Source organism: Mesorhizobium sp. B2-4-3 (assembly GCF_006442815.1).
Taxonomy (GTDB): Bacteria; Pseudomonadota; Alphaproteobacteria; order Rhizobiales; family Rhizobiaceae; genus Mesorhizobium.
In genome coordinates, this window is the sequence record NZ_VFVL01000005.1 from 1 (window position 1) to 12,913 (window position 12,913).

Here is a 12,913-nt window from a genome sequence, read left to right on the forward strand (position 1 = left end):
AACCAGTTCCAGCGCTAGCATGGGAAACTGTTCGCGATGTCTTCGCACACCTGTTCGCGATGTCCCCAGTCCATACACCCCCTTGAGGGGGAGATGTCCGGCAGGACAGAGAGGGGGGCGAAGGATCGCGACCTCGGTCCGTACAGGGCGGCGCCATGACCATCGCCGCTGTTCAACCCAACCCCACCCCCGCCATACTGCCCGGCAGCGGCGGCCTGCGCGGCGGCCTCTCCGATCTTTTCTGGCGGCGGCCGAAATTCCTGCTCTTCCTGATGCTCCTGCCGCCGGTGCTGTGGCTAGGCATCGTCTATATCGGCTCGCTGTTCGCGCTGCTGGCGCAGAGCTTCTTCTCGATCGACGAGTTTTCCGGTCTCATCAACCGCGAGTTCACGCTGAAGACCTATGGCGACCTGTTCCAGGCCGCCAATCTCGACATCATCCTGCGCACGGTGACGATGGCCGCTTTGGTCACGCTGGCCTCCGCAATCGTCGCTTTCCCCATCGCCTATTACGCGGCGCGCTATGCGCGCGGCCGCTGGAAGGCGCTGTTCTATCTCGGCGTCATGCTGCCGCTGTGGTCGAGCTACCTGGTCAAGATCTATGCCTGGAAGCTGATCCTCGCCAAGGAGGGCATCCTCACCTGGCTGCTCGCCAAGCTGAACCTGCTCTGGCTGCTCGACGCCTGGCTGTCGCTGCCGATCGTCGGCGGCAACTCGCTGTCGGTCTCCTTCACCGGCACCTTCATCGTCTTCGTCTATGTCTGGCTGCCCTTCATGATCCTGCCGGTGCAGGCCGCGCTCGAACGCGTGCCCGGCAACCTCGTCGAGGCCTCGTCCGACCTCGGTGCCTCGCCGGGACAGACCTTCCGCAACGTGCTGTTCCCGCTGGCGCTGCCCGGCATCGTCGCCGGCTCGATCTTCACCTTCTCGCTGACATTGGGCGATTACATCATCCCGCAGATCATCGGCACCTCGCGCCTGTTCATTGGCCAGGCCGTCTATTCGCAGCAGGGCACCGCCGGCAACATTCCTTTGGCCGCCGCCTTCACCGTGGTGCCCATCGTCATCATGGGCTTCTATCTCTGGGGCGCCAAGCGCATGGGGGCTTTCGATGCGCTCTGACCGTGGTCAAAATGCTCCGCTCGGCCTGAAGATCGCCGCTGCCTGCGGCCTGCTCTTCCTGCACCTGCCGATCCTCCTGATCTTCGTCTATGCCTTCACGACGGAAGAGAAGAGTTTCGTCTGGCCGCCGCCGGGGCTGACCACGCAATGGTTCGCCGTCACCTGGAGCCGGCCGGACGTATGGGATGCGCTGTCGCTGTCGGTGCGCGTCGCCGCCATCTCGACGGCGATTGCGCTGGTGCTCGGCACGCTATGCGCCGCCGCCGTCTCGCAAACGCGCTTCTTCGGCCGCGAGGCCATCTCGCTGCTGGTCATCCTGCCCATCGCGCTGCCCGGCATCATCACCGGCATCGCGCTGCGCTCCGCTTTCGCGCTCGCCGACATCCCGTTCTCGTTCTGGACGATCGTGCTCGGCCACGCCACCTTCTGCGTGGTCGTCGTCTACAACAATGCCGTCGCCCGCTTCCGCCGCACCTCGGGCTCGATGATCGAGGCCTCGATGGACCTCGGCGCCGACGGTTTCCAGACGTTCCGGCATGTCGTGCTGCCCAACATCGCGACCGCGCTCCTTGCCGGCGGCATGCTCGCTTTCGCGCTCTCCTTCGACGAGGTCATCGTCACCACCTTCACCGCCGGCCAGCAGCAGACAGTGCCGATCTGGATGTTGGAGGAACTGATCCGCCCGCGCCAGCGCCCGGTCACCAATGTCGTGGCCATGGTCGTCGTGCTGGTGACGCTGCTGCCGATCCTGTTTGCCTATTACCTGACCCGCGACGGCGATCAGATTGCGGGGAGTGGAAAATGAAACGGGTCAGCAGTGAGTAGTTATTGGCGAATAGTAAGTAGTGAATGGTGAATGGAAGTACAGCGGATTGGTTCTGATAACTACTCACTACTTACTACTGACCATTCACCATTAACTTCCTTTCAAGGAGAGCCAACATGGACACCCAGATGCTGATCGGCTCGAAATTCGAGAAGGGCACCGAGGCCGAGGAGTCGATCCTCAATCCGAAGACCGGGGCGACGATCCTCAACTTGCCGGAGGCGAGCCCGGCGCAGATCGAGGCTGCTGTCAGTGCCGCCGAACGAGCGTTCGTCAGGTGGTCGCGCACGACGCCGGCGCAGCGCTCGAGCTATCTGCTCAAGATCGCCGACCGCATCGAGGCAGAGGCGAAGGAGTTCGCCGCGCTCGAGGCGCTGAATTGCGGCAAGCCGATCAACGCCGTGCTCAATGACGAGATTCCGGCGATCGTCGACTGCTACCGCTTCTTTGCCGGCGCGGTGCGTTCGATGCCCGGCCAGGTTGCCGGCGAATATATTCCGGGCCACACCTCGATGGTGCGGCGCGACCCGATCGGCATTGTCGCTTCCATCGCGCCCTGGAACTATCCGCTGATGATGATGGCCTGGAAGCTGGCGCCCGCGGTCGGCGGTGGCAACACGGTCGTCTTCAAGCCGTCGGAGCAGACGCCGCTGACCGCGCTGAAGCTGGCTAGGATCCTCGCCGAGGTGCTGCCCCAGGGCGTCGTCAATGTCGTGCTCGGCCGCGGCGACAGCGTCGGCAACACGCTGATCAACCACACCAAGGTGAACATGATCTCGATCACCGGTGACGTCGCCACCGGCAAGAAGGTGCTGCAGGCGGCCGCCAAGTCGGTCAAGCGCACGCATCTGGAGCTCGGCGGCAAGGCGCCGGTCATCGTCTTCGACGATGCCGACCTCGGCGCCGTGGTCAACGGCCTGCGCGCCTTCGGCTATTACAATGCCGGTCAGGACTGCACCGCCGCCTGCCGCATCTATGCCGGCAAGAAGATCTACGACAAGCTCGTCGCCGACCTCTCCTCCGCCGTCTCGACCATCAAGTACAACCAGCCGGACGACACCGAGAACGAGATCGGGCCGCTGATCTCACGCCGCCAGCGCGACCGCGTGTCGAGCTTCGTCGAGCGCGCTTCCGAACTGAAGCACATCGAGATCACCACCGGCGGCAAGCCGGGCGAGGGCTCTGGTTTCTACTACCAGCCGACGGTCGTCGCCGGCGCGCTGCAGGAGGACGAGATCGTGCGCCGCGAAGTGTTCGGCCCGGTCGTCTCGGTCACCCGCTTCTCCGACGTCGACGAGGCGGTGAGCTGGGCGAACGACAGCGACTACGGCCTCGCCTCGTCGGTGTGGACCAAGGACGTCTCGCGCGCCATGGCGACGGCCGCCCGTCTGCAATATGGCTGCACCTGGATCAACACCCACTTCATGCTGACCAACGAGATGCCGCATGGCGGCCTGAAGCAGTCCGGCTACGGCAAGGACATGTCGCTCTACGCGCTGGAGGACTACACCGCCGTCCGCCACGTCATGGTGGCGCACGGGTAGTGCAGTTTTCCCTTCTCCCCCTGTGGGAGAAGGTGGATCGGCGCGCAGCGCCGAGACGGATGAGGGGTGTTCCAGCTTGGCGCCAAGCTACCCCTCACCCGGATTGCCAGCCGAATTGCGAAGGCAATTCGGGGCAATCCGACCTCTCCCACAAGGGGAGAGGTAGCGGTGCTACTCGACGATCCGGAAGATCGTCCATTTGCTGGTGCCCGACACCACATAGGGCTCGAGCTCCTTGCCCCATTTGGCGTGCGCGTCGATCTTGGCGATCTTGGCGAAGAATTCCTCCAACTGGGCCAGGCTTTCGACCTGGTGGTGCGCCTCGATCGTCGCTTCGCGCGCGCCCACGGAACCGGTCATGAGCTGGAACTTCATGTCGGCGAGCCCGACCTGCGAGCCGATCTCGCGCTCCCATTTGCGCATCAGCTCGAGCGCGGTCTGCTTGTGACCGAACTTGGCGTCGATCTGCCATCTGGCGCTGAACATGTTCTTTCTCCTCCCTGACTTGCGGTTGAGCCCGCGGTTGATCTACTCGTCCCAGGCCTGCACGACGGTCTGCCTTGCGATGCGGCCGTTCTTCAATTCCAGCATCGCCGCGCAGAACACCTTCGTGCCGTCCGGATAGGCGCAGGCCTGGGTGAAGGCGAGGCTGTCGCCCTCGGCGATCGTGGTGTCGACCTTGTGGGTCATCGCCCGGCTGCAGATGTCGTCCCAGAAGGTGCTGATCGCCGCCCGGCCGCGGATCTCGCGCGGCTTGCTCGGCGGATTGTTGCGGTCGATCACCCGCACCAGCGCGTCGTCATTGTAGAAGCTCGACAAGAGCTTGCCGTCGCGGCCTTCGATCGCCTTCTTGATCGCCGCGCCGTCCACTGTCTGTGTCTTGGTCAGCATGTCATCCTCCATGTGCCCGTCTCTCGATCGGGCTGTTGACGAGGGAAGCGCCGCCCGGCGTTTATCGCCGGGCAGGGATTTCGTTCACTGCGACTTGGCCTTGACGGCCGCGAACACGTCGTCCGTCTGTTTCTTGAAGGTCGCCAGGTCGACCTGGCTGCCGTTGAGCATCGTCGACCAGTGCCGCACGATCGCCGCCATGGCCACCGCCTCCTTGATCTCCTCGTCGCTCGCGCCGTTGAGCTTGGCGGCCTCGGTGTGGAAATAGATGCAGTACTGGCAGGGAATCTGCGCGGCGACCGCAAGCCCCATCAGCTCCTTGGTCTTGCCGTCGAGCGCGGTGTTGGGGTTGAGCTGCACACCCTTGATCTCGGCCCAGGCGCCGGCGACCGCGACGTCCGGCAAGGTCTTGAACATGTCGGGCACCGAGCCGAGCGTGGCCTGGATGTCCTTGTAGGCGGCGGCGGCCGAAGCGTCTTCGGCATGCGCCGGAGTGATGGCCAGCAATGCGCCCGCGGCAAATGCCAGCAATCCGATCTTGCGATTGAGTTTCAGCATTTCATCCTCCATTTCGCAGCGCCCTTTCGGCGACATCGCCCGGCCTGCATGGGGAGAATTGATATCGCTTACAGCACCCCCCGCGCTTCCCCCGAAAGCGCCATGGCTCTCATGGCCCGTCCGGGCCAGCATGCCTCGCCGAAAATGCCGCCGCCGCCGCCCGCGACGGCAGGTCGAGCTTGAGCAGTATATTGGCGACGTGCCGCTTGACCGTGTGCTCGCTGAGGCTGAGCGCGGCGGCGATCGCCGCGTTGCTCTTGCCGTCGGCGATCAGGTTCACCACCTCGCTCTCGCGCGCCGTCAGCGCGGCCGGCTCGGCGGACCTTGCCTTGGGCCGGCAGGCCGGCTCCAGATGCTGCTCCGACGTCGCCAGAACTGCCGGCATGGGCTCGTCCACCTCATCGAGGCTGACGCGGCCGGCATCGACGAAATGCAGGCCGGAACCTATTGCGAGATCGGCGACCAGCCGCGAGGCGAGGATGTCGCCGCGCCCGGCATGCGCCGCGAGCTGCATCGTCACCCGCGCCGTCAGCCCGACCGGCTGGCCGCGCATTTCGATCTCGCCGACATGCACGCCTTGCGCGCTGGCCACGCCGATCTGCTGTGCCGCCTCGCGCAGCGCCGCGGCGCAGCGTACGGCGCGCGCCGGCCCATCGAAGCGCGACATCATCAATTCGCCATGCGTGCCGGCCGTGCGGCCGCCATGGCGGCCGACCAGAAGCCGCCAGGTTTCCTGGAAGCGCTGGCTGCGCTCGCTCCACATGCGATCGCCGAGCCTGGCCGTGTCGTAGATGCGCGTCACCAGCAGCGCCGCCAGCACGCGCTCGGTGTCGGCCACCGCGGGCTCGCCGGTGAGGCATTCCTCGATCAGGTCGGCGACGCGATCGACATCGCCGGTCCAGATCGGATGATCGCGCCCGGCTATCTCGACCAGCCGGGCATGCGGGATTTTCTTCGCGAGGAAGCGGCTGGCGTCGGGGTCGACACGGACGTCGTTGCGGCGATGGATGAGCAGCGTCGGCGCGCTGATCATCGCCAGGATGCCGCGCACGTCGATGCCGGCGTTCATGCGGGCAAGCGCTGCCGCGGCCGTCGGACTGGCCGACAGCCGCTCGAACCGGGCCCACCACTGGGCGAAATGCGCGTCGTCCACGCGGCCAGGCGCGAAATTGGGCAAGGTGGCGCCGGTGCCCCACGATGTCTCCGCCGTCTCGATGAAAGCTTCCAGCCGTTCCGGCGACATCACCCATTTGTGGAAATGCGCATAGGCGCCATAAAGCACGAGCGCGCGCGTCCGCTCCGGATAGGTGGCGGCGAACAGCATCGCCATCGGCGCGCCCTCCGAAGCGCCGAGGATCGCCGCCCGGCCGCTGCCGGCGGCATCCATCACCGCGCGCACATCGTCCATGCGCGTTTCAAGGCTGGGCAGATTGTGGTTGTCGACACGGTCGGAAAGCCCGGTGCCGCGCTTGTCGAACAGGATCAGCCGCGAGAAGGCGGAGAGCCGTTTCAACAGGCGGCTGTAGCCTTCGTCTTCCCAATGCAGGTCGAGATTGGAGATGAAGCCTGGCACGAAGACCAGATCGAACGCGCCCTGGCCGACCACCTGATAGGCGATCCGCACCTCTCCGCTGCGCGCGTATCTGGTCTCGATCGGCCTCACGCAAACTACCCCGCCCGGCCAGACGATTTCCTGTCGCCGACCATAGCAGAAGCGGGCCGTCTAAGGCAGCCTAACTTTAGAGAGATGAAATATAAGACCTTTGTCGCCGGAAGAGCGGAGCCGCGCTGCCATGCGCAAAACGGCGTAGTCGCCTATGCTTGCCTGGCGTAGCCGAGGCTCTTGTCTGCCTGTTCCGGCGTCGGTGGCCGCTTGATCTTGGCCGAGGCGGCGATCACAAGGTCGTCGAAATTCTCCGTGCCGGCGTCCAGCATCTCGAAGAATTGGCGCCGCATCCGAGGCTCCCAGAACTTGTTGATGTGCTCGGCGACGCCGGCAATGCCTTCCTCGCGCGGCTTCGAATGGAAGAAGGTGGCGATCTGGTTGGCCATGCGCACCAGCTTTTCCTTGGTGTTGGCGATGTGGTCTTCGTCATGCGACATGCTTGGCAACTCCGGAAGCCACCCGTTCGGGGTGGGTGAAAATATCGAAATCGTCGCCGCGAACCAGCGCCACCAGCGTCATGCCGGCGGCCTCGGCCGTGCGGATGGCAAGGGCGGTCGGCGCCGAAACCGCCATGATGATCGAAGCGCCGATGGCCGCCGTCTTCTGCACCATCTCCACCGACACGCGCGAGGTCACGACAACGGCACCGCTCTCGCCGTCGATGCGCGCCTTGGCCAGCGCACCGGCGAGCTTGTCCAGCGCGTTGTGACGGCCGACATCCTCGCGCGCCATCACGATGCCCTTGCCGGGAACATAGAAGCCGGCGGCATGCACCGCGCCGGTTTCAGTGTGCAGCGGTTGGACCTTCGAGAGCAGCCGGACGGCGCTGGTGATATCTTTGGCGTCGAGCGTAAGCTTCGACGCACCGACCGCGTCGACCGAGCGCATCGCCTCCTCGATGGATTCGATGCCGCACAAACCGCAGCCGACCGGCCCGGCCAGCCGGCGCCGCCGCGCCTGGAAGCGCGTATTGGCCTTATCCTTGAGCCTTATTTGGATGTCGATGCCAGCGCCGAGATCCTCGACCTCGATCGCCTCGATCTCAGCCGGACCGGCTATGATGCCTTCGGTCAGCGAGAAGCCGAGGGCGAAATCCTCGAAATCGGCCGGGCTTGCCATCATCACCGCATGCGTGGTGCCGGCAAAGGAGAACGCCACCGGCGTCTCCTCCGGCACCATGCGGTTCGCGGCCGAGGTGCCGCCGACGCGATGCGCCAGCCGGGAGATTTGCGTCGTCGCTTTGCGGCGCGCGGCCAAGACTACTCCGCCGCCTGCAGCGGGGCGATGCGCCGGCTCTGCTTGGCCTGCTCGTTATAGTCCTTCTGCCAGTCGGTCGGGCCGTTAGACGGGGCCACCTGCACGGCTGTGACCTTGTATTCCGGACAATTGGTCGCCCAGTCGGAGAAGTCGGTGGTGATCACGTTGGCCTGCGTGTCCGGGTGGTGGAAGGTGGTGTAGACGACACCGGGCGAGACGCGGTCGGTGATCAGCGCGCGCAGCGTGGTTTCGCCCGAACGGCTCGCCAGCCGCACCCAGTTGCCTTCGTGCACGCCGCGGACTTCGGCGTCGTGCGGATGGATCTCCAGCCGGTCCTCAGCGTGCCACATCGAATTCTCGGTGCGCCTTGTCTGCGCACCGACATTGTACTGCGACAGGATACGGCCGGTGGTCAGCAGCAGCGGATAGCGCGGACCGGTCCGCTCGTCCGTCGCCACATATTCGGTGCGGATGAACTTGCCCTTGCCGCGCACGAAGCCGTCGACATGCATGATCGGTGTGCCGAGCGGCGCCTTCTCGTTGCAGGGCCACTGCACCGAGCCGACGCGGTCGAGCAGCTCGAAGGAGACGCCTGCAAAGCTCGGCGTCGTCTTGGCGATCTCGTCCATGATCTCAGACGGATGCGTGTAGTTCCAGTCGAGCCCGATGGCGCGGGCAAGCTCCTGCGTCGCCTCCCAGTCGGCATAGCGCGCCTTCGGCTCAATGACCTTGCGCACCATGTTGATGCGGCGCTCGGCATTGGTGAAGGTGCCGTCCTTCTCGAGGAAGGTCGAGCCCGGCAGGAAGACATGCGCGTAGTTCGCCGTCTCGTTGAGGAAGAGGTCGTGCACGACCACGCATTCCATCGCGGCGAGACCGCCGGCGACATGCTTGGTGTCGGGATCGGACTGCAGGATGTCCTCGCCCTGGATGTAGATGCCCTTGAACGAGCCGTCGACGGCGGCGTCCAGCATGTTGGGGATGCGCAGGCCCGGCTCATCGTCCAGCTTCACGCCCCACAGGCTTTCATAGATGTCGCGCACCGCTTCGCCCGAGATGTGCCGGTAGCCCGGCAATTCATGCGGGAACGAGCCCATGTCGCAGGAGCCCTGCACGTTGTTCTGGCCGCGCAGCGGGTTCACGCCGACGCCCGGACGGCCGATATTGCCCGTGGCCATGGCGAGGTTGGCGATGGCGATCACCGTGGTGGAGCCCTGGCTATGCTCCGTCACGCCGAGGCCGTAGTAGATCGCGCCATTGCCGCCCTTGGCATACATGCGCGCGGCACCCCGGATCAGTTCCGGATCGACGCCCGAGAGCTTGCCGACGGTTTCGGGGCTGTTTTCCGGCAGGGCGACGAAGGACGCCCAGTCCTGGAACTCGGCCCAGTCGCAGCGTTCGCGGATGAAGGCCTCGTCGAACAGGCCTTCGGTGACGACGACATGCGCCAGCGCCGTCAGCACCGCCACGTTGGTGCCGGGCTTCAAGGGCAGGTGGTAGTCGGCTTCGATATGCGCCGACTTGACCATCTCGGTGCGGCGCGGATCGAGCACGATCAGCTTGGCGCCCTGGCGCAGCCGCTTCTTCAACCGCGAGGCGAAGACGGGATGGGCGGAAGCCGGATTGGCGCCGATGATGACGGCGACATCGGTGAAATCGACCGAATCGAAATCCTGCGTGCCGGCCGAGGTGCCGTAGGTCTGGCCCAGCCCATAGCCGGTCGGCGAGTGGCAGACGCGGGCGCAGGTGTCGACATTGTTGTTGCGGAAGCCTTGGCGAACCAGCTTCTGGACGAGGTAGGTCTCCTCATTCGTGCAGCGCGAGGACGTGATGCCGCCGATCGCCGTGCGTCCATACTGATACTGGATGCGGCGGAATTCCTTCGCCGTGTGGGCGATCGCCTCTTCCCAGCTCACTTCGCGCCACGGATCGGTGATCTTCTCGCGGACCATCGGCGAGAGGATGCGGTCCTTGTGCGTGGCGTAGCCATAGGCGAAACGGCCCTTGACGCAGGAATGGCCGTGGTTGGCCTTGCCGTCCTTGTAGGGCATCATGCGGATGACCTCGTCATCCTTCACCTCGGCCTTGAACGAGCAGCCGACGCCGCAATAGGCGCAGGTGGTGACGGCCGAGCGCTCCGGCAGGCCCTTTTCGAGCACGGTCTTCTCGCGCAGCGCGTCCGTCGGGCAGGCCTGCACGCAGGCGCCGCAGGAGACGCATTCCGACGCGATGAAGTCCTCATGCATGCCGGCGACCATGCGCGATTCGAAGCCGCGGCCCTCGATGGTCAGCGCGAAGGTGCCCTGCACCTCCTCGCAGGCGCGCACGCAGCGCGAGCAGACGATGCATTGTGCCGGATCATAGGTGAAATAGGGATTGGATTCGTCGCGGGCGATGTAGTCGACCGCCAGCGAGCCATGGCCCGGCGCGACGCCGCCTTCTTCCTTGACGTGGTTGCGGCCCTCGACACCATAGCGGTTCTCGGCCAGGCCGACCGACTTCGCCACCGCGTCGAACTCGCTGGCGCCGGTTCCGGCCTTCTCGTTCCAGCCGGTCGGATGGTCGGAGACATAGAGCTCCATGACGCCGCGACGGATGGCGTCGAGCCGGTCCGACTGCGTGCGCACGACCATGCCTTCGCCGACGGGCGTCGTGCAGGACGCCGGCGTGCCGCCACGTCCTTCGATCTCGACCAGGCAGACGCGGCAGGAACCAAAGGAGTCCAGCATGTCGGTGGCGCAGAGTTTCGGGATCTCGACCCCGCCCTCCATCGCCGCGCGCATGATCGAGGTGCCTTCCGGCACGGTGATGCTTTGCCCATCCACGGTCAGCGTGATCTGCTTCGTCGCTTTCGACTCCGGCGTTCCGTAGTCGATCTCTTCGATGAGTGTCGGGAAGTCGGCCTTGATGTTCATCTTCTGCCAGCTCCTATTCAGCCGCCACGCGCGCCGGCGCGGGCTTGAAATCCTCGGGGAAATGCGTGATCGAACTCATCACCGGGTAGGGCGTGAAGCCGCCCAGCGCGCAGAGCGATCCGAACTTCATCGTGTTGCAGAGGTCGGTGACCAGAGCGAGGTTCTTCTCCGCCTCGATGCCCGCGGCGACCTTGTCGAGAACCTCGACGCCGCGCGTCGAGCCGATGCGGCAGGGCGTGCACTTGCCGCAGCTTTCGATGGCGCAGAATTCCATGGCGAAGCGCGCCTGCTTCAGCATGTCGGCCGTGTCGTCGAACACGGTGATGCCGGCATGGCCGATCAGCCCGTCGCGCTTGGCGAATTCCTCGTAGTCGAAGGGCGTGTCGAACAAAGCGCGCGGGAAATAGGCGCCGAGCGGCCCGCCGACCTGCACCGCCTTCACCGGACGTCCAGTGGACGTGCCGCCGCCGATGTCGTCGACGATCTCGCCCAGCGTCAGGCCGAAGGCCGTCTCGAACAGGCCGCCATGCTTGACGTTGCCGGCGATCTGGATCGGGATCGTGCCGCGCGAGCGGCCCATGCCGAAATCCTTGTAGTAGGCGGCGCCCCTGTCCATGATGATCGGCACGGAAGCCAGCGAGATGACGTTGTTGATCACCGTCGGCTTGCCGAACAAGCCCTGGATGGCCGGCAGCGGCGGCTTGGCGCGCACCACGCCGCGCTTGCCCTCGAGGCTGTTCAAGAGCGAGGTTTCCTCGCCGCAGACATAGGCGCCGGCGCCGACGCGGATTTCCATGTCGAAGGCGTTGGGCGAGCCCAGCACGTTGACGCCCAGCACGCCCGCCTTGCGGGCGATAGCGACCGCCTTGTTCATCGTCGCCACCGCATGCGGATATTCCGAACGGATATAGACGAAGCCCTTGGTCGCGCCGGTGGCGATGCCGGCGATTGCCATGCCTTCGATCAGCACGAACGGATCGCCTTCCATGATCATGCGGTCGGCGAAAGTGGCGCTGTCGCCTTCGTCGGCGTTGCAGACGATGTATTTCTGCTCGCCCGCCGTATCCAGCACCGTCTTCCACTTGATGCCGGTCGGGAAGCCGGCGCCGCCGCGGCCGCGCAGGCCGGATTCGGTCACCTGTTTCACGATATCCGCGGGCGCCATCGCTACTGCATTCTGCAGGCCGTTCAGGCCGCCATGCGATTTGTAGCTGTCGAGTGACAGCGGATCGATGATGCCACAGCGCGCGAAGGTCAGCCGCGTCTGCTTGGCGAAGAAGGGGATCTTGTCGGGCGAGCCCAGCCAGCGCTTGTGGTGGCCGCCCTTGAGGAAGCCGCTGTCGAACAGGCTCTTGACGTCGGACGGCTTGACCGGCCCGTAGGCGACGCGGCCCCCGGCCGTGGCGACCTCGACCATCGGCTCAAGGAAATAGGCGCCGCGCGAGCCGTTGCGCACGATCTTTGCCTCGACGCCGCGCTCCTTGAGTTCCTTCTCGATCGCTTTGGCGACCTTTTCGGCGCCGAGCGCCAGCGCGCCCGAATCTGCCGGGACATAGATGCGCGGGATCATGAACGTACCTCCGCGACGATCTCTTCGATCTTCTCGTCATCGAGCCGGCCGATGACTTCGCCGTCGAGCATCGCCGACGGCGAGCAGGCGCAAAGCCCGAGGCAGTAGACCGGCTCCAGTGTAACCGATCCGTCGCGCGTGGTCTCGTGGAAATCGATGCCGAGCAACTGCTTGACCTTGGCCGCGACGGCGTCCGAGCCCATCGACTGGCAGGCTTCCGCCTGGCAGAGCTTCAGCACATGCCGCCCGGCCGGCTTGGCGCGGAAATCGTGATAGAAGCTGACCACGCCGTGCACCTCGGCCCGGGAGAGGTTCAGCCCGTCGGCGATCACCGGCAGCGCGTCCTTCGGAACGTGCCCGAACTCTTCCTGTATGCTGTGCAGGATCGGCAGCAGCGGGCCTTCGAGGCCCTTCATCTCGTCAATGATCGCCGCTGTGCGCGACGCGATCTCGGTACTTGCGGCCTGCATGGTCACGCAGCGCCCTCCCTGGTCGTGGCGGCCAATGTATGTCACCCCAGGATATAGAGCGATTTCGGGGTAACGACATGCATGGGGCGCATTAT

Annotated in this window: 12 protein-coding genes; 3 read left to right on the forward strand and 9 right to left on the reverse strand. The window is 65.2% G+C overall.

Going from position 1 to position 12,913, the window contains the following annotated elements:
• The first annotated feature begins 155 nt into the window (after positions 1 to 155).
• From FJ956_RS07045 to FJ956_RS07055, 3 genes are all read left to right on the forward strand, one after another.
• On the forward strand, positions 156 to 1,121 hold the full coding sequence (locus tag FJ956_RS07045; RefSeq protein WP_140673025.1) for an ABC transporter permease: 966 nt from the start codon (positions 156 to 158) through the stop codon (positions 1,119 to 1,121).
• Positions 1,111 to 1,926, forward strand: a complete 816-nt coding sequence (locus FJ956_RS07050; RefSeq protein WP_140673026.1) for an ABC transporter permease — start codon at positions 1,111 to 1,113, stop codon at positions 1,924 to 1,926. Before FJ956_RS07045 ends, FJ956_RS07050 begins: the two co-directional genes overlap by 11 nt.
• A gap of 137 nt (positions 1,927 to 2,063) precedes the next feature.
• Positions 2,064 to 3,491, forward strand: a complete 1,428-nt coding sequence (locus FJ956_RS07055; protein WP_140673027.1) for a gamma-aminobutyraldehyde dehydrogenase — start codon at positions 2,064 to 2,066, stop codon at positions 3,489 to 3,491.
• Positions 3,492 to 3,662: 171 nt separating this feature from the next.
• Here FJ956_RS07055 and FJ956_RS07060 read toward each other — a convergent pair whose 3' ends face one another.
• The 9 genes from FJ956_RS07060 to FJ956_RS07100 all read right to left on the reverse strand — a co-directional run bounded on the left by FJ956_RS07060 (position 3,663) and on the right by FJ956_RS07100 (position 12,824).
• The gene (locus tag FJ956_RS07060; protein WP_095766062.1) at positions 3,663 to 3,977 is read right to left on the reverse strand and encodes a hypothetical protein; all 315 of its coding nucleotides are present in this window, start codon (positions 3,975 to 3,977) and stop codon (positions 3,663 to 3,665) included.
• Positions 3,978 to 4,019: 42 nt separating this feature from the next.
• Positions 4,020 to 4,382: a nuclear transport factor 2 family protein gene (locus FJ956_RS07065; protein ID WP_027166011.1), complete on the reverse strand. Its 363-nt coding sequence runs from the start codon at positions 4,380 to 4,382 to the stop codon at positions 4,020 to 4,022.
• An 84-nt stretch (positions 4,383 to 4,466) separates the two neighbouring features.
• Positions 4,467 to 4,940, reverse strand: a complete 474-nt coding sequence (locus tag FJ956_RS07070) for a carboxymuconolactone decarboxylase family protein (RefSeq protein WP_140673028.1) — start codon at positions 4,938 to 4,940, stop codon at positions 4,467 to 4,469.
• Positions 4,941 to 5,049: 109 nt separating this feature from the next.
• Entirely contained in the window at positions 5,050 to 6,603 is a 1,554-nt protein-coding gene (locus FJ956_RS07075; protein WP_140673029.1) for an alpha/beta fold hydrolase, read from the reverse strand.
• A 152-nt stretch (positions 6,604 to 6,755) separates the two neighbouring features.
• Positions 6,756 to 7,043: a formate dehydrogenase subunit delta gene (locus tag FJ956_RS07080; RefSeq protein ID WP_140673030.1), complete on the reverse strand. Its 288-nt coding sequence runs from the start codon at positions 7,041 to 7,043 to the stop codon at positions 6,756 to 6,758.
• Positions 7,033 to 7,863, reverse strand: a complete 831-nt coding sequence (fdhD, locus tag FJ956_RS07085; protein ID WP_140673031.1) for a formate dehydrogenase accessory sulfurtransferase FdhD — start codon at positions 7,861 to 7,863, stop codon at positions 7,033 to 7,035. Before fdhD ends, FJ956_RS07080 begins: the two co-directional genes overlap by 11 nt.
• Before the next feature lie 2 nt (positions 7,864 to 7,865).
• Positions 7,866 to 10,778 carry a formate dehydrogenase subunit alpha gene (gene fdhF, locus FJ956_RS07090; protein WP_140673032.1) on the reverse strand — a complete coding sequence of 971 codons (2,913 nt, stop codon included), beginning with the start codon at positions 10,776 to 10,778 and terminating at the stop codon, positions 7,866 to 7,868.
• A 13-nt stretch (positions 10,779 to 10,791) separates the two neighbouring features.
• Positions 10,792 to 12,348 (reverse strand): NADH-quinone oxidoreductase subunit NuoF, encoded by a 1,557-nt coding sequence (locus FJ956_RS07095; protein ID WP_140673033.1) that lies wholly within the window; start codon positions 12,346 to 12,348, stop codon positions 10,792 to 10,794.
• The gene (locus tag FJ956_RS07100) at positions 12,345 to 12,824 is read right to left on the reverse strand and encodes a formate dehydrogenase subunit gamma (protein WP_140658339.1); all 480 of its coding nucleotides are present in this window, start codon (positions 12,822 to 12,824) and stop codon (positions 12,345 to 12,347) included. The genes FJ956_RS07095 and FJ956_RS07100 overlap by 4 nt, the downstream gene beginning before the upstream one ends.
• Positions 12,825 to 12,913: the final 89 nt, after the last annotated feature.

Coding starts and splice junctions, on each gene's coding strand:
- FJ956_RS07050 (WP_140673026.1), top strand. CDS start 1,111: ATGCGCTCTGACCGTGGTCAAAATGCTCCGCTCGGCCTGAAGATCGCC.
- FJ956_RS07060 (WP_095766062.1), bottom strand. CDS start 3,977: ATGTTCAGCGCCAGATGGCAGATCGACGCCAAGTTCGGTCACAAGCAG.
- FJ956_RS07065 (WP_027166011.1), bottom strand. CDS start 4,382: ATGCTGACCAAGACACAGACAGTGGACGGCGCGGCGATCAAGAAGGCG.
- FJ956_RS07095 (WP_140673033.1), bottom strand. CDS start 12,348: ATGATCCCGCGCATCTATGTCCCGGCAGATTCGGGCGCGCTGGCGCTC.
- fdhF (WP_140673032.1), bottom strand. CDS start 10,778: ATGAACATCAAGGCCGACTTCCCGACACTCATCGAAGAGATCGACTAC.
- FJ956_RS07070 (WP_140673028.1), bottom strand. CDS start 4,940: ATGCTGAAACTCAATCGCAAGATCGGATTGCTGGCATTTGCCGCGGGC.
- FJ956_RS07045 (WP_140673025.1), top strand. CDS start 156: ATGACCATCGCCGCTGTTCAACCCAACCCCACCCCCGCCATACTGCCC.
- FJ956_RS07055 (WP_140673027.1), top strand. CDS start 2,064: ATGGACACCCAGATGCTGATCGGCTCGAAATTCGAGAAGGGCACCGAG.
- FJ956_RS07080 (WP_140673030.1), bottom strand. CDS start 7,043: ATGTCGCATGACGAAGACCACATCGCCAACACCAAGGAAAAGCTGGTG.